Origin of the sequence: Verrucosispora sp. WMMD703 (assembly GCF_049178935.1) — a bacterium.
Taxonomy (GTDB): Bacteria; Actinomycetota; Actinomycetes; order Mycobacteriales; family Micromonosporaceae; genus Micromonospora; species Micromonospora sediminimaris.
Window position 1 is genome coordinate 1 of sequence record NZ_JBMHMM010000002.1, and the last position, 16,668, is coordinate 16,668.

The 16,668-nt window shown below is 71.2% G+C and carries 19 protein-coding genes; 9 read left to right on the forward strand and 10 right to left on the reverse strand.

From position 1 onward, the window contains the following. Nucleotides 1-162 precede the first annotated feature (162 nt). From ACN26Z_RS00070 to ACN26Z_RS00080, 3 genes are read left to right on the forward strand one after another with little or no spacing between them, the layout of a single operon-like run. Nucleotides 163-1,650, forward strand: coding sequence for an ATP/GTP-binding protein (locus ACN26Z_RS00070; RefSeq protein ID WP_421459500.1), 1,488 nt, complete (start codon nt 163-165; stop codon nt 1,648-1,650). After that, entirely contained in the window at nt 1,647-3,425 is a 1,779-nt protein-coding gene (locus tag ACN26Z_RS00075) for a type IV secretory system conjugative DNA transfer family protein (protein WP_421459501.1), read from the forward strand. The genes ACN26Z_RS00070 and ACN26Z_RS00075 overlap by 4 nt, the downstream gene beginning before the upstream one ends. Further along, nucleotides 3,422-3,910: a DUF4913 domain-containing protein gene (locus tag ACN26Z_RS00080; protein WP_421459502.1), complete on the forward strand. Its 489-nt coding sequence runs from the start codon at nt 3,422-3,424 to the stop codon at nt 3,908-3,910. The genes ACN26Z_RS00075 and ACN26Z_RS00080 overlap by 4 nt, the downstream gene beginning before the upstream one ends. 499 nt (nt 3,911-4,409) lie before the next feature. Here the strand turns inward: ACN26Z_RS00080 and ACN26Z_RS00085 are convergent, their stop codons facing one another. Beyond that, nucleotides 4,410-4,799, reverse strand: a complete 390-nt coding sequence (locus ACN26Z_RS00085; RefSeq protein ID WP_091331334.1) for a heavy metal-responsive transcriptional regulator — start codon at nt 4,797-4,799, stop codon at nt 4,410-4,412. A gap of 91 nt (nt 4,800-4,890) precedes the next feature. Here ACN26Z_RS00085 and merA point away from each other — a divergent pair, with 91 nt between their 5' ends. The 3 genes from merA to ACN26Z_RS00100 all read left to right on the forward strand — a co-directional run bounded on the left by merA (nt 4,891) and on the right by ACN26Z_RS00100 (nt 7,208). Next, entirely contained in the window at nt 4,891-6,279 is a 1,389-nt protein-coding gene (merA, locus tag ACN26Z_RS00090; RefSeq protein WP_091331336.1) for a mercury(II) reductase, read from the forward strand. Continuing rightward, a complete protein-coding gene (locus ACN26Z_RS00095; RefSeq protein WP_091331338.1) occupies nt 6,272-6,544 on the forward strand; it encodes a hypothetical protein in 273 nt (90 codons plus the stop codon). The genes merA and ACN26Z_RS00095 overlap by 8 nt, the downstream gene beginning before the upstream one ends. A 109-nt stretch (nt 6,545-6,653) precedes the next feature. Then, complete coding sequence (locus ACN26Z_RS00100; RefSeq protein ID WP_421459503.1) at nt 6,654-7,208, forward strand: alkylmercury lyase family protein; 555 nt, start codon at nt 6,654-6,656, stop codon at nt 7,206-7,208. Nucleotides 7,209-7,232: 24 nt separating this feature from the next. Here the strand turns inward: ACN26Z_RS00100 and ACN26Z_RS00105 are convergent, their stop codons facing one another. Then, nucleotides 7,233-7,433 carry a hypothetical protein gene (locus tag ACN26Z_RS00105; protein ID WP_091331344.1) on the reverse strand — a complete coding sequence of 67 codons (201 nt, stop codon included), beginning with the start codon at nt 7,431-7,433 and terminating at the stop codon, nt 7,233-7,235. Nucleotides 7,434-7,537: 104 nt separating this feature from the next. Further along, nucleotides 7,538-7,666 carry a hypothetical protein gene (locus ACN26Z_RS00110; protein ID WP_256092950.1) on the reverse strand — a complete coding sequence of 43 codons (129 nt, stop codon included), beginning with the start codon at nt 7,664-7,666 and terminating at the stop codon, nt 7,538-7,540. An 87-nt stretch (nt 7,667-7,753) separates the two neighbouring features. Here ACN26Z_RS00110 and ACN26Z_RS00115 point away from each other — a divergent pair, with 87 nt between their 5' ends. The 3 genes from ACN26Z_RS00115 to ACN26Z_RS00125 are packed head-to-tail and all read left to right on the forward strand — an operon-like array spanning nt 7,754 to nt 10,691. After that, nucleotides 7,754-8,134: an ArsR/SmtB family transcription factor gene (locus tag ACN26Z_RS00115; protein WP_091331346.1), complete on the forward strand. Its 381-nt coding sequence runs from the start codon at nt 7,754-7,756 to the stop codon at nt 8,132-8,134. Next, a complete protein-coding gene (locus ACN26Z_RS00120; protein ID WP_091331347.1) occupies nt 8,131-10,074 on the forward strand; it encodes a heavy metal translocating P-type ATPase in 1,944 nt (647 codons plus the stop codon). The genes ACN26Z_RS00115 and ACN26Z_RS00120 overlap by 4 nt, the downstream gene beginning before the upstream one ends. Beyond that, nucleotides 10,074-10,691 (forward strand): methyltransferase family protein, encoded by a 618-nt coding sequence (locus tag ACN26Z_RS00125; protein ID WP_091331348.1) that lies wholly within the window; start codon nt 10,074-10,076, stop codon nt 10,689-10,691. The genes ACN26Z_RS00120 and ACN26Z_RS00125 overlap by 1 nt, the downstream gene beginning before the upstream one ends. A 122-nt stretch (nt 10,692-10,813) precedes the next feature. On the opposite strand, the gene ACN26Z_RS00130 is transcribed toward ACN26Z_RS00125, so the two are convergent. The 7 genes from ACN26Z_RS00130 to ACN26Z_RS00160 all read right to left on the reverse strand — a co-directional run bounded on the left by ACN26Z_RS00130 (nt 10,814) and on the right by ACN26Z_RS00160 (nt 16,627). Then, a complete protein-coding gene (locus ACN26Z_RS00130) occupies nt 10,814-13,183 on the reverse strand; it encodes a hypothetical protein (protein WP_091331350.1) in 2,370 nt (789 codons plus the stop codon). After that, the gene (locus ACN26Z_RS00135; protein ID WP_400324887.1) at nt 13,180-13,506 is read right to left on the reverse strand and encodes a helix-turn-helix domain-containing protein; all 327 of its coding nucleotides are present in this window, start codon (nt 13,504-13,506) and stop codon (nt 13,180-13,182) included. Before ACN26Z_RS00135 ends, ACN26Z_RS00130 begins: the two co-directional genes overlap by 4 nt. Next, the gene (locus tag ACN26Z_RS00140; RefSeq protein WP_256092951.1) at nt 13,506-14,594 is read right to left on the reverse strand and encodes a tyrosine-type recombinase/integrase; all 1,089 of its coding nucleotides are present in this window, start codon (nt 14,592-14,594) and stop codon (nt 13,506-13,508) included. Before ACN26Z_RS00140 ends, ACN26Z_RS00135 begins: the two co-directional genes overlap by 1 nt. Nucleotides 14,595-14,759: 165 nt before the next feature. Continuing rightward, nucleotides 14,760-15,110 (reverse strand): hypothetical protein, encoded by a 351-nt coding sequence (locus ACN26Z_RS00145; RefSeq protein WP_421459504.1) that lies wholly within the window; start codon nt 15,108-15,110, stop codon nt 14,760-14,762. A 227-nt stretch (nt 15,111-15,337) separates the two neighbouring features. Continuing rightward, on the reverse strand, nt 15,338-15,472 hold the full coding sequence (locus ACN26Z_RS00150; RefSeq protein ID WP_421459505.1) for a hypothetical protein: 135 nt from the start codon (nt 15,470-15,472) through the stop codon (nt 15,338-15,340). A 320-nt stretch (nt 15,473-15,792) separates the two neighbouring features. Further along, the gene (locus ACN26Z_RS00155; protein ID WP_421459506.1) at nt 15,793-16,323 is read right to left on the reverse strand and encodes a hypothetical protein; all 531 of its coding nucleotides are present in this window, start codon (nt 16,321-16,323) and stop codon (nt 15,793-15,795) included. Nucleotides 16,324-16,330: 7 nt separating this feature from the next. Continuing rightward, the gene (locus ACN26Z_RS00160) at nt 16,331-16,627 is read right to left on the reverse strand and encodes a hypothetical protein (protein ID WP_421459507.1); all 297 of its coding nucleotides are present in this window, start codon (nt 16,625-16,627) and stop codon (nt 16,331-16,333) included. Between the last annotated feature and the right edge of the window lie 41 nt (nt 16,628-16,668).

The following is a 16,668-nucleotide window of genomic DNA, read 5'->3' on the forward strand; positions in this document are numbered from 1 at the left end:
AAGCAGCTCGACGAGGCCGCCGGCATCATCCGGGCCCGCGCCGGTGAGGCCCGGCTGGTGCTACGGCCGATGTACGGCTGCCAGGCCGCCGGGTTCGCCGCCGGCCTGCCCGCCGGTGTCGTGCTGCCCACCCACGCCACGATCCCCTTCTAGGACACCGGCATGACCATCAGCACCCGGGACAACAGCATGCAACCGCCACTGCGTCGACCAGCCGCACGCCGGCCCGGCCGGCTCGGCTACTCCGGGCCCGGCGGGGGCCGGTGGTCCTGGATCGAACCACCCACGGAGTACCGGGGCACCACCGTCCAGGTGTGCGGACTGTTCCCGTTCGGCACCGGCGCCTCAACCCCGATGATCGGCGTCCCCGTCGGCCGGCACCTCTACACCGGCAGCGCGGTGTGCTTCGACCCGATCTCCTGGTACACGAGAGCGAGGTTGATCAACAACCCGTCGGTGTGGATCGAGGGCGAGCCCGGAATGGGCAAGTCCACCGCCGTCCGCCGGATGGTCCTCGGCCTCACCGCCCAGGGCGTGACCCCGCTGATCCTCGGCGACCTCAAACCCGACTACGCCGAACTGGTACACGCCCTGGGCGGTCAGGTGCTGCGCGTGGGGCCGGGCCTGGACCGGATCAACCCCCTCGATGCCGGACCGTGGCGGCAGGTCCTCGACCGGGTCGACGACCGCACCGGTGCCGTCGTCCGCGCGGCCGTCACCGACCGTCGCCTGAACATGTTGGTCGCCCTCGCCACCTTGGTCCGCCGGGGCCCGGTCAGCTCCGACGAGACCACCGTGCTGGCCGCCGCGCTGCGCTTCCTCGCCGAACGCGAGACCGACACCCAGCCAGTGCTCTCCGACGTCCTGGCCGTCATCCGCGACGCGCCCGCCGAGGTCCGCGCGGTCACCCTCTGGCAGGAAGAGGGAGATCTCCCCCGGTTCCGGGAGGACACCGCCGCACTGCACCGCACCTTGCTGGCCCTGCTGCACGGCCCACTCGGCGACACCTTCGAGGGGCAGACCACCACCGCGATTCGCCTGGACACCCCGGCCGTGTGCGTCGACATCTCCGGCATCGACGACACCGACGAGCTGCGCACCGCCGCGACCCTGCTGTCGACCTGGTCGTACGGCTTCGCCCAGGTGGAGGCCGCGCACCTGATGGCCGACCTCGGCCTGGCCCCGGCCCGGACGTTCTTCACCGTGCTCGACGAGCTGTGGCGGGCGCTACGGGTCGGGCACGGCCTGGTCGACCGCGCCGACGGCCTCACCCGCCTCAACCGGCAGAAGGGCACCGGCACCGCCTTCATCACCCACTCCCTCGCCGACCTGGAAGCGCTGCCCACCGCACACGACCGGGCCAAAGCCCGCGGTTTCGCCGAACGCAGCGCCGTGCTCATGATCGGTCCGTGTTCCGAACAGGAACTCGACGCCGTCGCCCGCGTACGGCCGTTGTCGCAGGCAGAACGGCGGGAGGTGCTGTCCTGGTCGGCACCACCGTCCTGGACGGCCACGGAGGGCGGGGAAACCGTCGGGCGCGGGAACTTCCTCATCAAGGTCGGATCGAGGCCGGGAATCCCCGTGCACCTGGAGCCCACCGAGGTGGAGAAGCAGCTCGGCAACACCGACTTCCGCTGGACGATGACGTGAACCGGCCCGCCGGACCGCGCGGTGGCCACGACGACGCCGGTCTGATCGTGGGCGGGCTCGCCGCCCTGGTCCTGGTCCTCGCCGGCACGGTGTGGCTACCGGTCGTGCTGACCCGACCGCCCGGCTACACCGGCGGCCACCCAATCCAGGTCGCCCTCGCCGTGCTGCGCGGAGACATCACCTGGACCACCGCGTGCACGCTCGTCGCGGTCGGCCAGCTCGCCATCCTGCTGCTGCTGATCGGGGCGGTGGTCGCGATCAGGCGGTGGATCCGCCGGCGACGGACCCGGGTCGACTCGGCCGCCCGGCGCATGGCCACCCGCGCCGACCTGGCACACCTCGGCCCGAAGGGGGTCGCCGACAGCGGCCGGCGACTGCGACCCAGCCTCGCCGACGTCGACCGGCCCGACCCCGACCAGCTCGGCGTGCTCATCGGCACCACCGTCGCCGGCGGGATGCCGCTGCGCCAGTCCTGGGAGGACATGGCCGTCGACATCTGGGGCCCGCGTACCGGCAAGACCACCAGCCGGGCCATCCCCGCCATCGTCGCCGCACCCGGTCCGACCCTGGTCACCAGCGTCAAGGGCGACATCGTCGACGCCACCCGTGAGATCCGCGCAGCCCGGGGCACGGTGTGGGTGTTCGATCCGCAGCACATTCTCGGCGCCGAGCAGGGCATGTGGTGGAACCCGCTGCGTGCCGTGGCCACCATCACCGACGCCCGGCGGCTCGCCGAGCACTTCGCCGCCGCCGAACGAGAGCCGGGCGTCAGCCGCGACGCCTTCTTCGACCCCTCCAGCGAGGAGCTGGTGGCGAACCTGCTCCTCGCGGCCGCCGTGTCCGGGCGAGACATCCTCGCCGCCTACCGGTGGTCGGTCAGCCCTCGGGACGACGAACCGGCGATGCTGCTGCGCGAGCACGGCTTCGACCTACCCGCTGACGCGGTGTCCGGCGTGGTCAACATGCCCGACAAGACCCGCGGTGGCATCTACGCCGGTGCCCAGAAGATGCTCATGTGCCTGACCGAGCCGGCCGTCACCCGCTGGGTCACCCCACCCACCCGAGGCAGGGTGCTCACGTTCGACCCGGCCGCGTTCGTGACCTCCACCGACGTGCTGTACCTGCTCTCCCAAGGCGGGCCCGGCTCCCCCGCCCCCCTGGTCGCCGCGCTCACCGACGCCGTCCTGCGCGCTGGCGAGCTACAGGCACGCGCCTCGGCCGGCCGACGCCTCGACCCGCCGCTGCTGAGCATCCTCGACGAAGCGGCGAACATCTGCCGGCTACGCCAACTGCCCAACCTGTACTCGTACTACGGCTCCCACGGCCTGCCCATCATCACGATCCTGCAGTCCTACCCCCAAGGCGTCGACGTGTGGGGACGCGAAGGCATGCGCAAGCTGTGGTCCGCCGCGAACGTCCGCACCTACGGCGGCGGCGTCGCCGACCCCGACTGGCTCGAAGAACTCTCCAAACTCATCGGGGAGCACGACGTCACCACCCGGTCGACCAGCAGCAGCGGATCCGGCTGGGGCCAACGCTCGGTCTCCCACGCCACCCGCCGCCAACGCATCCTCGACGTCTCCGACCTCCACGCTCTACCTCGCGGCCGGATGATCGTCTACGCCTCCGGAGCACCACCTGCCCTCGCCCGCACCGCCCCATGGCAGGACGGACCTCACGCCGCCGCTATCCGGGCCTCGATCGACCGCTGGGATCCCACCGGCCGCACCGACTGGACCCTCACCCCCGACGCCCCGCCGGAGCCAGCACCATGACCAGCCCGCTCCCCGGACCGGCCACCGATCCGGTCGCCGACCTCAGCGCCCTACTCGGCGAACTGGCCGGCGACCACCAAGCCGACCCGCCGCCGGCCACTTCCAAGCCGGCCGGTGACGAGCCGGTCTACCGCAACGTCGAAGCGTTCGTCGGGGACTACCTCGCCCACGTCGTGGAGCGTCGCCTCGCCAGCGGACCGACCTCCGGGCTGAACTGGTGCCCGCGCTGGTGGGCCCACCCGGAAGCGATCTCCCGTCTGTACGCGCTCTGGCGAGCATGGGAGACCCTGCGGGTCAGCGACCCGCAGACCGGCATGAGCATCTGGTGGCGCGACCACCTCGACCCCCACCTCGCCGCGCTCGCCGCCGAGTACGGCCCGTTCAGCCGGTGCGACCCGACCAAGCACACCGAACCTCGACCGCTTCCGGTCGAGCTGGCGCCGCCGGAGGTGCTCGCGCAGCTTCCCGACGCCACCGGCACTTGATTCCGCAGCATCACTGCGGACCGGGCCGCCTCGACCACCGGCGTGGCTACTGCGCCTCGGAGATCACCACCACCGGTGGAGTGCACCTATTCGACTCCTGCGCTATTCGCTGATCATGAGCGCGGGGCCGCCCTTCGCCGCCTCAACCGAATTCGGCAGCAGAGCCGACGGCCGCAGGCTGCAGTCGTTGGCCGGATGAGCAGGGCAGCCAACCACGCTGGCAGGTCGCGAGTTGTTGTGTCGCGGTTGACGACGTACGACCGGTCGGCGACGACCGACTTCGGGGCCCGCACGGTCTGCTCCCTCAGGGCCTACCGGCTTCCGGACCAAAAACAACTCCAGCGCTGGTCAAACCGGATGACGATCCCGGCTCCAGTCATTCGCGCAGGCCGCCCTGACCTGCGCTGGAGTTGTTTCTCGCTGAAAACTACGGCGAGGCCTAGGGGCTGGCGGGTACCAGGGCGGCGGTCACGGCGGATCCCCTCTCGCGGGGGTGGGGTTACAGGTAGCGGCAGACCTGCTCTGGATGGCAACTGCCAGGGTCGGGCGTGCTGGCGGCGTCGTGCAGCTGCGTGACTGTGTCGCGTAGCGCCTGCAGGTCGGCGATCTGGGCGTCGAGGTCGCGCAGCCGCGTGGCGAGCAGGTCCTCGACGTGCGCGCACGGGGCGTGGCCCCGGTCGCGGACGTCGAGGACCTCGCGGATCTGCGCCAGGGTCAGTCCGGCGGCGCGGCCACGGCGGATGAAGTCCAGCCGCGCCACCGCCTCCACGCCGTACTGGCGGTACCCGGCTGCGGTGCGCCCGGCGGGGCGCAGCAGGCCGATGTCTTCGTAGAAGCGCAGCGTCTTGGTCGTGGTGCCCGTGACCGCCGCGAGCTCACCGATCCGCAATCCCGGTCACCTTCCGCCTCTTGACCTTACCCTGCACTGGAAGGTCCAGTCTTAGCTCGGTAAGGGCCCGATGACCAGCGGAAGGCAGCTCATGGCGGACAACGACGACGTCGATCTCGCGGTGGTGGGCTCCGGCGGGGCGGCGATGGCCGCCGCGATCGCGGCCCGGCAGGCCGGCGCGAGGGTGGTGCTCATCGAACGGGCGGTGCTGGGTGGCACGTGCGTGAACGTCGGTTGTGTGCCGTCGAAGACGCTGCTGGCCGCGGCCGGCACTCGGCACGCTGCGCTGTCCAACCCGTTTCCTGGGGCGCCCACCTCCGCCGACGGAGTGGACCTGCGCGCGCTCGTCGGGCAGAAGGACGAGCTGGTGGGTCGGCTACGGCAGGCCAAGTACGGCGACGTCGCCGCCGCCTACGGCTTCGAGGTCCGGCCCGGGCAGGCCCGGTTCACCGATGGCGACACCCTCACCATCGACGACCGGCCGCTGCGTGCTCGCGCCTACGTGATCGCGACCGGTGCTGAACCGGCCCGGCCTGATCTGCCCGGCCTCGGCGAGGTGGACTACCTGACCTCTACCACGGCGATGGAGCAGTCCGAGCTGCCTGACTCGCTGGTAGTGGTCGGCGGCGGGTACGTCGGCATGGAACAGGCGCAGTTGTTCGCCCACCTCGGCACCCGGGTCACCCTGGTCGGGCGGCTCGCGCCGAGGGCCGAACCGGAACTCGCCGAGGCGCTGCGCGCCGTGTTCGCCGACGACGGCATCACCATGCTGGAAGAGCACGCCACCGAGGTGCAGCGCGCTGCCGGCGGGGTGGAGGTCGTCACCGCGTCCGGGCGGCGGGCGAGCGGGCAGCGGCTGCTGGTGGCCACTGGCCGGCGGGCCCGCACCGACGGCCTCGACCTGGCCGTCGCCGGCGTGAAGACCGACGAGCGGGGGTTCGTGGTTGTCGACGCCGCGCAGCGCACCACCAACCCCCGGGTGTATGCCGCGGGCGACGTCACCGGCGCACCGCAGTACGTCTACGTCGCCGCCGCCACCGGCCGCGTCGCGGCGGTCAACGCCCTCGCCGGCGACGGCACCCGCCCGGCCCGGTTGGACTACACCGGCCTGCCGTCGGTGGTGTTCACCCGGCCGCAGCTGGCCTCGGCCGGGCTCACCGAAGCCGACGCCCTCGCCGCCGGGCACGACTGCGCCTGCCGCATCCTCGACCTCGCCGACGTGCCCAGGGCGCTGGTCAACCGCGACACCCGCGGAGCGGTCAAGGTCGTCGCGGACGCGAACACCGGCCGGGTGCTCGGCGTCCACGCCCTCGCCGACGGCGCCGGAGAGATGATGCTGGCCGCCACCTACGCCATCAAAGCCGGGATGACCGTCGACGACATCGCCGACACCTGGGCGCCCTACCTGACGATGGCCGAAAGCCTGCGGATCACCGCCGGGACGTTCCGCAACGAACTGCCGACCTCCTGCTGTGCCTGACAGCCGCCCCCGCCGCAGCGCCGTATGGGCCGCCGGCGCCCTGGCCGTGTGCTGCACCCTGCACGCACTGCTGCTCACCGGCGGCCTCGCCGGCATCGGCGCCGGCATCGGCGCGGCCACCAGCAACACCGCGCTGCTCGGCACCGCCGGCGTGGTCCTCGCCGTGGCCATCGGTGTCGTCATCGCCTGGCACCGGCGCCGCCCCAGACACCAAGGCTGCCCACCAGCCCCGAACGAGCGGAGCCACCATGAACAGCAGCGATAGCGACGGCGACCTCGCCACGATGCTGTCCTGCGCCGGGCTGCCCCCCGACAACCTGCTCACCCGCCGGGCCGCGCTGCCCGCCCCGCTACGGGATCTGCACTAGCGGGTGTTGGCCAGCTTCGCCACCACCGGCGCACCACCGCCGACGTCGCAGCTTGCCGACTCGGCCCGCGCACACGGCGTGGACCTGCCCGACACCCTGCGCGAGCTCAGCCACACCGAGCTGGTGTTCACCGACCCGGACACCTCCGTGGTCACCGGCGCGGTGCCCTTCGCCGCCGGCGCCTCGCCGCACCGGGTCCGCATCGCCAGCGGGCCGCAGGCCTTCGCCAACTGCGCAATCGACGCACTCGGCATCGCCGCGATGCTCAACCGCGACATCGACATCACCTCGACCGACCCGCACAGCGGCGAACCGATCACCGCCACCAGCCGGACCGGACAGTGGATCTGGCACCCTCAGACGGCAGTCGTGTTCGTCGGCTCACGCGGCACCGGCCCAATCACCCAAAGCTGCTGCCCAGTCATCAACTTCTTCACCAACACCGACCACGCCACGGCCTACCAACACCGACACGACCTGTCCGGAGTCGTGCTCACAATGCCCCAAGCCGTCCGCGCTGGCGCGCTCATCTTCGGCGACCTCATGCGCGAGCCGACCTGAACCCCGGTTCTGTACGAGGAACCCTCAACGGACACCCGCCCGGTCGGGGACGGACGTCGCCTTGATCCCAACAGGGAACAATTCGGCAACCGGCGAACGAGCACGCACGAACGCCTCGTCCACGTCCGTCAGCGTGAAGTGCCGAATCAGGTCCACCCGGCCGATCTCCGGGAACGCCCGAAGCTGCGCCAGCTCCTCCTCAGAGAACACATCCCGCGTACCCACGAACCCACCACCCAGCCATCGACCGTCACCAAACGGACGGGAGGCTACGGGTCCGTCAGACCGAGATCAATGCCCCAGTTCTTAGCGTTGTTTTGGTCCGGAAACTACGGACGGGCCCTCAGCACCTCGTACGTCTTCGGGTCCTGCTCGTACCAGGTCTCACAGCGGGTGGCCCGGTCCGGCACCCAGGTACGCAGCTGCCGGGGCCACACCGCGGGCAGGAAGACCAGCATGGGCGCGTCCGGGGCCAACTGCCGAGCGGGCGGTGACGTGGACCACGCCGCCGGTAATGCATTCCCTAATGGCGCTAGTATCGCTGCATGGCGATGAATCGTGTGGAGGGCTGTGACCGGGCCGGGTTGAGTCCGGCGGTGGCGTTGTTCGCGTCTCTGGCCGATCCGACCCGGCTGCGGATCGTTCAGCGGCTGGCCCGGGGGCAGGCTCGGGTGGTGGACCTGACCGGCGAGCTGGGTCTGGCTCAGTCGACGGTGTCGAAGCATCTGGCGTGTCTGCGTGACTGTGGCCTGGTCGACTATCGGCCGGTCGGCCGGGCGTCGGTGTACTCGTTGGCCCGGCCTGAGTTGCTCGATCTGCTCGCCAGCGCCGAGCAGTTGCTGGCCGCCACCGGCGATGCGGTGGCGCTGTGCCCCAACTACGGCCCTGACGGTACCGGGATCGGCGACGAGGAGGCTGTGCGATGAGCGACGCGTGCGGCTGCGGAGACGACGAACCCCGCGTGGAAGGTGCCGAGGAGGAGCGCGAGCCCGAGCGGCTGTGGCAGGTCAGCGAGTTGCGGGCTGCTGCCGTCGCCGGGGTGTTTCTGCTCGCCGGGTTCATCGCCGGGCTGGTCGACGCCCCGCGCCCGGTTGGCATCGGCCTCAACACTGTTGCGTTGCTGGTCGGCGCGTGGACGTTTGTGCCGAACACCCTGAAACGCCTGGCCAAGGGAAAGATCGGCGTCGGCACTTTGATGACGATCGCCGCTGTCGGTGCGGTGGTGCTCGGCGAGGTCACCGAGGCCGCCATGCTGGCGTTCCTCTACTCCATCAGCGAAGGCTTGGAGGAGTACTCCGTCGCCCGGACTCGGCGCGGCCTGCGGGCGCTGCTCAACCTCGTACCCGCTGAGGCGACAGTCCTTCGCGAAGGGGCGCAAGTCACCATCGACCCCGCCCAGTTGCGCGTTGGTGATCTGCTGCTCGTGCGGCCCGGTGAACGCCTGGCGACCGATGGTGTGATCCGCACGGGCCGTTCCGCGCTCGACGTGTCCGCATTGACCGGTGAGTCCGTGCCGGTTGAGGCGAATCCTGGTGATGCCGTCTACGCCGGTTCGATCAATGGCACCGGTGCCATTGAGGTGCAGGTGACCGCTACCGCGTCCGACAACTCTCTGGCGCGGATCGTGCGCATCGTGGAGGCCGAGCAGTCTCGCAAGGGTGCCGCCCAGCGGCTCGCCGACCGGATCGCCAAACCGCTGGTACCCGGCATCATGATTCTCGCCGCGATCATCGCCGTGGCCGGCGCTCTAGCCGGCGATCCACGTACCTGGATCGAACGTGCCCTCGTCGTGCTCGTCGCCGCTTCCCCGTGCGCGCTGGCCATCTCCGTGCCGGTAACCGTCGTCGCCGCGATCGGCGCCGCCAGCCGCATCGGCGCGCTGGTCAAGGGCGGCGCCGCACTCGAAGCGTTGGGCCGGATCCGCGCGGTCGCGCTGGACAAGACCGGCACCCTGACCCGCAACGAACCCACCGTCGTTGACGTTGCCACCACCGACACGACCAGCCGCGACCAGGTCCTTCGGGTCGCCGCAGCACTCGAATCACGCAGCGAACACCCCCTGGCCCGGGCGATCCTCGCCGCCGCACCCGACCACATCCCGGCCGCCGACGTCGAGGCCGTCACCGGTGCCGGCCTGACCGGCATCGTCGACGACCGGCCGGCACGGCTCGGCCGCCCCGGCTGGATCCACCCCGGCCCCTTGGGCGAGCACGTCACCGCCATGCAGACAGCCGGCGCGACCGCCGTCCTCGTCGAACACGACGGCACCCTGATCGGCGCCATCGCCGTCCGCGACGAACTACGACCCGAAGCCGCCGAAGTCGTCGCCCGGCTCCACGCCGACGGATACACCGTGGCGATGCTCACCGGCGACAACACCCGCACCGCCACCGCACTCGCCGCCCAGGCCGGCATCGACGAGGTTCACGCCGACCTTCGACCCGAGGACAAGTCCCGCATCATCACGGCCATGCGCGCCGCGCGGCCGACCGCGATGGTCGGTGACGGTGTCAACGACGCCCCTGCCCTGGCCACCGCCGACGTCGGCATCGCCATGGGCGCCATGGGGACCGACGTCGCGATCGAAACCGCCGACGTCGCGCTGATGGGCGAAGACCTGCGGCACCTGCCACAAACCCTTGCCCACGCTCGCCGAAGCCGCCGCATCATGCTGCAGAACGTCGGCCTGTCCCTTGGACTGATCACCGTTCTTATCCCGCTGGCCACCTTCGGCGTCCTCGGCCTGGCCGCTGTCGTCCTGATCCACGAACTCGCCGAAATCGTCGTCATCGGCAACGGCGTACGCGCCGGCCGCACCCGCTCCCTGCCAGCCGCCCAGCCTGGGTTTGCAGGAGGGGCACGGTGATGGCTGCGATCGCGGTCGCGTTGTACCTGACCGGCCTCGGGCTGGCGTTCGGGTGGCGCAGCGTCGCGCAGTGGAAGGCAACCGGCGACACAGGGCTGCGGCTGGATGCCGGTCCGCCCGGGTCGGTGGGCTGGTGGGCGAAACTGCTGTTCGTCGCCGCGCTGCTGCTCGGCCTCGCCGGTCCGGCTGCTGCCCTGGCCAGGATGGACCCGGTCAGCGTTCTTGACCACAGCAGGCTGCGGGTGGCTGGGCTGGTCCTGGTCGGCGCCGGCGTGACCGCCACCCTCGCCGCGCAACTGAGCATGGGCGCCTCCTGGCGCGTCGGGGTCGACCCGGCCGAGCGCACCGCCCTGGTCACCGGCGGCGCGTTCGCCCTGGCCCGCAACCCCATCTTCACCGCCATGACCGCCACCAGCGCCGGTCTTGCCGCGATGGTGCCCAACCCCATCGCCCTGGCCGCCACCGCAGTCCTGGTCGCGTCGATCCAGCTGCAGGTCCGCGCCGTCGAGGAGCCCTACCTTGCCCGCACCCACGGCGCCGCCTACGCCGACTACGCCGCCCGGGTCGGCCGATTCTGGCCCGGAATCGGCCGCCGACCAGCACCGACCCGTCGCTGAGCGCGCCTCTCACTCACGATCAACCACTGATCGTTGATCTTTCGCGGAAAGCTACGGGCGGGCCCAGTCGCAGGCGATGTCCATTTCCGCAGCCTACGGCCCCGAGCAGAGGGATGGACCGGTCATGGGTGCGGGGCGTCGGGGTCGGGTCGGCTGTTGAGATAGGCGGTCCAGTCGGCTCGGGCGTAGGTGCTCCAGGTGGCGGCGGTCTTGTGGGTGAGGCCGAACAGGTCGGTGATGACGGGTGCGGGCAGGTCGGCCGCGAGGGCGATCAGGGCGTTGTTGCGGGCGGCGCCAACGGGAATGCCGTGTTGGCGTAGACGGTGTCCGAGGCTGGCCGCCGCGATGGGGCGGGTCGGCGGTCTGCCCGGGAAGAGGTAGGCGGCCTGGGCCTGCGCGGTGGGGCGCAGACCGAACGTGCGTGGTGGTTGCGCGATGAGCTGGTCGACGAGCTGCGCGAGGGTCGGCGGCAGCAGGACCGGCACGGAGTCGAGGGCCAGGTAGGTTCCCCGGTCGTCTCGACTCAGCCGCTCGGTGGTCAGCGCGTGGATCTTCGGCAACCGGACGCCGTAGAGCAGGATGAGACCGCCGGCCACCTTCACGTCGACCGGCGTCGGGTCGTCCGGGGTGAGGCACCGCCGCAGCAGGTGCAGGTGGTGGTCTTCGGCGAGGAACCGGGAGGGCGTGTCGTCGCGGCGGCGGGCGATGACCAGGTTCGGAGTGATCCGTCGCGCGGCGGTCCAGGCGGTGAAGGCCCGGACCGCCCGGCGTCGGTGGGCTCGGCCGTCGGTCATGAACTCGTCCAGGCGCGGCTGGGTGAGGTCGTCGATCGTCAGGTTGCGCTGGCCCAGCCAGGACATCAGGGCCAGCGCCTGGTGGATGTCCTCGCGGTCGGCGGTGGCGGAGCTGGCGGTGTATCGGCCGCGGGTGGCGGCGCGGCGGGCCTTGCGCAGGACGACCCACTGGGCGAAGGGCCGGACGAGTCGTTGGCGATCGGCTGGCTGGTCGACGAGCAGGGCGTCGAGCCACGGTTCGAGCCGGGCCAGCGGCTCCAGCCGGTCGGGCAGGACGCTGGTGGCCACGAGCAGTTTGCGCAGGTAGTCGACCGCGCCCGCCTTCGGCGTGTGCAGGAGTTCATCGAGCACCTCGTGGGTGACCGGCGCCCTGGTCGCGGCCAGCTCGGCGAGCAGCCGGGCGGAGCCGCTGCGGCGCAGCCAGGCGAGGGCGTGCCGTGGGATGGCCGCGTTGACCAGCGCGTCGGCGAACGGAAGTAGCTGGGGGTCGATGGTGCCGTGGTCGTCGCCGAGGAGGTCGGTGACACGGTCGGTGAGCACGCACCGGGCGCATCGGCGCGCGGCGTAGAGGTCCCCGGCTTCCCCGCACGAGGCGCACAGGTAGTCCAGGTTTGCACGCATGCCGTTGCGGCCGGTGTCGCGGATCGCGCAGGGTCCGCACACGCCGGTTGCTCGCGCGTCGCGGCCAACGAGGACCCGGACCTGGCCACAGGTGGCGCAGGGGCCGGGGTTGTTGACCGTTCCGCTGTAGCAGGTCGAGCAGACCGGCCCCAGCGGCCAGTGCGCCTGGGTGGTGCGGCGGCGTCGACACAGCGCGCACTCGCGCAGCGGTCGCGGTCGGCAGCCGGGACAGCGCGGCAGGCCGTCCGGTCCGCGCTGGCAGTGCCGCCACCGGCCGCAGGCGCCACATTCGGCCACCGGCGACTCGGCGCAGGCAGCGCACAGATCCGGGCTGCCGCCGGCGGCGCGGCGTTTGATCTGCCTCGGGCGGCCACAGCCACCACATCGGCGCTCGGGCGCCCGGTAGCAGCGTCGACAGACGGAACCGGCGTCGGTGATCGCGTGCGCGGGCGACGGCAGCGCGCAGGTCACGCAGACGTGGACCGGGCGGGGCGCGCAGCCCTGACACAGCGGTCGACCGTCAGGGGTCCGTCGCGTCGGTTGCCGGCGCCGGCCGCAGCCGGCGCACTGCTGCTGCCGGGCCGGGTCGGTGCCGTAGCAGGCCCGGCAGATCACCCCCTCGTCGCGGCGGGCGGCGCGGTCGCCGGGTCGCCCGCACCGCGCGCAGATGATCTGCTCGGCTTTGAGCATGCAGGGCTGGCAGCATCGGCCGATCCCGTCCGGGTGCGGCCGGCCGCGTTGCAGGTCCGGCAGTGATCGGCCGCACCCGGCGCAGCTGGGCAGCGTGACCGCGTGCCCGAGGCCGGCGTCGACCAGGGCGTAGATCAGCCGCAGGAGCACCCTCGGCGCGTGCGGGTCCGGCGCGGCGAGGGCGTCCGGCCGGGCGGTCAGGTGCTGGTCGAGCTGACGCATCGGGATGAACGTCCAGGCGTTCGCCCGCTCCAGCAGCGCCTGTGCCGCCTCGCGGGACAACTGCGCGCCGATCACCGTGACCACGTGGCCGAGCAGCCGTTCCTGGGCCGCCTCGGTGGGGTCACCGACGTAGCGGTTACGGACGCGCCGACGGCGCGGGCTCACCCGTGCCTGGGCCGGCGGATCGTGGCCCGTGGCGGCGGCGCGGCCGGCGCCACCCTGCCACCACCGGCGGCCGCCTTGCGGACCGTCTGATTGGCCACCTGCGGCTCGATCAGGTCGTTGGGCGTGCACCCGAGGATGTCGCACAACGCAACGAGCGTGTCCATCGACAGCCGCTGCGGCGGCTGCGTCACCAGCCGGAACACCTGCTCCCGCGACAGCGTGACACCCCGCTCGGCCAGCAGCGGCACCAGGTCCGTGGTGGCGAACATGTCCCTGGCGGCCATCAACTGCCGCAGGTGCCACCGGTACCCCATCTTCTTGATCACTGCGCGTCCCACATCTCTCCGAGCCGGTCTTGCATGACGCGTCGCAGCAGCTGGTTGCGGTAGTCGTTGGATACCCCGGTGTAGATGGCGGTGGTGCTGGCGAACTTGTGCCCCACCTGGTCCTGCACGAACTTGACCGGATAGTCGAACTCGATCAAATGCGTGACGTAGGAATGACGCAGGCAATGCGGATCCAGCGCCGGATCCAGCCCGGCGGTCTCCCGCGCCGCGACGAACGCGTCGTTGACCGACCGCGTCGACACTCGCCCCCGGCGCTCGCTCACCCACAGCGCCGGATGCTTGCCCGGCCCCAGCGCCGGACGCACCTCGTGCAACCAGTGCTCCACCACCGGCACCACCCAATCCATCTCCGGCACCAACAGCACCGTGCGCCGCCGTGGCGGCCCGCCCCGCGACGCCTTGCCGTAGCGCACCATCACCATCCCGCACCGACCGAACTGCGGCGCCTTCGGATTCGACCGCACATCGACCAGGTCGAGCATCGCCACCTCCCGCCGACGCAGCCCGAAGGCGTACGTCAGCTTCAGCATCGCCGCGTCCCGCGACGCGGCCAGCGCACCCTTGACACCCCGCGACCTGATCTCAGCGACCCGGCCGTCGGCCGCGTCGAACAACGCCTGCAACTCGTCGTAGGTCAACGGCCGCCGTCCCGGCTCACCCTCGTAATCCTCGATGTGAACGACGGAGTTGTCCTGGTGAAACACCTGCTGCGGTGCCACGCCGAACCGCTCGACGCACAACGAGGCCCAGCCGTACCGGGCATCCAGCAGGTACTCGCAGAACATCCGCAGGTCCACCTCGTAGCCGCGGGCCGTCGACAACGCCAATGGCCTGTCGCCACCACGCAGGTGGGAGATGAACGCCTCCCCCTCGGCCGGCGTCCACTGCCACGGATACAGCCCCGAGAACTCCGCCAGCCGCCGCGCCAACCGCAGCCGCTGCGTGACCGTCGCCTCGGCCAGGAAACGGCTGCGCTGCTGAGCCGCCCAACCCCGCAGCATCTCCTCGAACACCACTGGCGCCGGATCCAGATGCACAACGTTGGGCGCCAGCACGAGGCTCACCGAGCCAGGGTCATCACGCCGCACCCCGACGTTGTATCAGATGCATCAATCTTGCAGCTACTCAAGACGTCCTGGACACGCCGAGACTCGTAACGTCGCAACGCCCACCACAGACCCGCCTGACCTGCGATTCTCTTCAGATCACCGCCCTGCCCTATGTTGCATCTAATGCAATTCCGCACAAAACGGTGGATGGTGGGTGGCGGCGCCGCAGTGGCACGTCCAGGTGTGGTGGCCGCGGTGGGTGTGCGGCGGCGGGCAGGGGCAGGGTGTCCAGCTCAGCTGGTAGCGGCCTGTGTTGAGGGGATGCTGCTCGGACCCGACACAGCGCTGTGGTACCGGAGCGACGAACTCGCGATGCCCGTCGCGGGTCACGCGGACCTGGTGGGCGACGACGTCGCAGTGCGGGCAGGTCGGCACCGGCCCGCCGACGGCGGGGCGGATCCGGCCATGGTCGGGGCAGGTCCAGTCACCGGCGCGCAATGTCGGTGTCAGTCGGCGCCAGTCCACGCTCATGCCGGGGACGCTACCGCCACCCGAGACTTCAGGGAGTTCTCCCTGTTCTTCTCCACGATGTCAGGGGTGTACCGCATCCTCTACGTGGAGAGCATCCTCGGAAACTTCTTCAGCGGAACGGATTGAGTCAACACACCGGCAGGTTCTTGTATCAGCTCTGATACGTCTTAGGGTGGATGACGTAGTAAAAGAGAAGGGCGGGAAGCTGACGCTCCCCGCCCCGGGCATCACCGGTGGCGTCGGCCTAGGAACCAGTTCACCGTCGTATGCCCCAGCACCGCGAGGGCCTTCGCCGCCACGGCGAGGCCCTCGCGCTGGTTGTAGGCCGCCATCAGGGCGGCCAGCTCCAGCGCAGGCCTCACGAACTGCCACACCCGCTCGGTTCGCGAGGTGACCCGCGGAGGGTCCTGCTCCGGCTGTTGTCGCACCGTGTTCCTCCTCTCCGGCTCCGAGGTTCGGAGCCCCGCGGTCGCTCCGAGAAGCGGTGCCGGACGGTAGGAGGTTCACGGTTGGTGACAACCGCAGTGCCGAGGAATGACGGTATCCCACAAGCCCGACACATCCCCGCCTCTGTCCAGGTTCGACACGCCGATGGCGGCGCACATCTGTTCGAGACGTATCCGGCGGAGGCCAATGATGCTCCGGATCGGCCGGCCCGGGGCGGGAGGTGGGTGATGGGTGTTCAGCCGCCGGCGGTGACGTGCTCGCACACCCGGCGGGGCCGGTAGCCGCCCGGGACGTCTACGCCGATGGTGTCCCAGAACGCCGGGGAGCCGTCGATGTGCCCGCCGAGCGTGTGCCAGGTGTAGCCGGGGTTTTCCCTGCGTAGCGCCGCGAGGCCGGCGGCGGCCAGGCCGCGGCGGCGGTAGGCCGGCAGGGTGTGCGGCTGCTCGACCCAGCCGATCCGGCACCGGCGACATACCTGGTAGTCGACCTCGAACACGAACTCGTCGCGTACGGAGGCGTCGTCGGGGTCGTGGGCGCGTAGGTTCGCCGCGCGCATCCGCCAGCCGATCCGTTCGTTCGAGACGGTGTCCTGCCACGGTGTGGCCAGCCGGGGCACGACGGGCCAGCCGGACCGGCGCGGCCACCGGCCTCCGGTCAACCGCAGAAGCAGCTCGCGCCACAGCTCACGCCCGGACACCCGGCCCAGCATCGCGGTACTGGCGACCAGGTCCCGGATCTCGGCGTCACGCGGGCCGGTCTCGGCCATCGGCTGCTTAGTCCTCGCCGGCGTCGGCTCGCGCCTGCCTGGCCTGCTCGACCAGCGCGTTGGTCAGGTCCCGCAGCCCGGCCACGACGTTCCAGTCCGGCCGGACCGCCGGGTCCAGGCCGCGTGCCTTGGCGTCCTCCCAGATGCGGTCAACGTAGTCGTACAGCGCCTGCCGGGCCTGCACCTGCGCTGCCCGTCCAGCGGCGTCCAGCGCAGCCAGGCCCGTCGCGTCGTGCTCGGCGAAGGCGTCGATCAGCTCGATCGCCATGCCCTGGTGGTCCAGCTCGTCGTCCACATTGACCATGCCGGCAACCCTATGGCATCGGGTCGTCACGCGAGTGTGCG

Coding starts and splice junctions, on each gene's coding strand:
- ACN26Z_RS00070 (WP_421459500.1), top strand. CDS start 163: ATGACCATCAGCACCCGGGACAACAGCATGCAACCGCCACTGCGTCGA.
- ACN26Z_RS00160 (WP_421459507.1), bottom strand. CDS start 16,627: ATGGTCAATGTGGACGACGAGCTGGACCACCAGGGCATGGCGATCGAG.
- ACN26Z_RS00145 (WP_421459504.1), bottom strand. CDS start 15,110: ATGAGCGTGGACTGGCGCCGACTGACACCGACATTGCGCGCCGGTGAC.
- ACN26Z_RS00080 (WP_421459502.1), top strand. CDS start 3,422: ATGACCAGCCCGCTCCCCGGACCGGCCACCGATCCGGTCGCCGACCTC.
- ACN26Z_RS00120 (WP_091331347.1), top strand. CDS start 8,131: ATGAGCGACGCGTGCGGCTGCGGAGACGACGAACCCCGCGTGGAAGGT.
- ACN26Z_RS00115 (WP_091331346.1), top strand. CDS start 7,754: ATGGCGATGAATCGTGTGGAGGGCTGTGACCGGGCCGGGTTGAGTCCG.
- ACN26Z_RS00155 (WP_421459506.1), bottom strand. CDS start 16,323: ATGGCCGAGACCGGCCCGCGTGACGCCGAGATCCGGGACCTGGTCGCC.
- ACN26Z_RS00110 (WP_256092950.1), bottom strand. CDS start 7,666: ATGCTGGTCTTCCTGCCCGCGGTGTGGCCCCGGCAGCTGCGTACCTGG.
- ACN26Z_RS00125 (WP_091331348.1), top strand. CDS start 10,074: ATGGCTGCGATCGCGGTCGCGTTGTACCTGACCGGCCTCGGGCTGGCG.
- merA (WP_091331336.1), top strand. CDS start 4,891: ATGGCGGACAACGACGACGTCGATCTCGCGGTGGTGGGCTCCGGCGGG.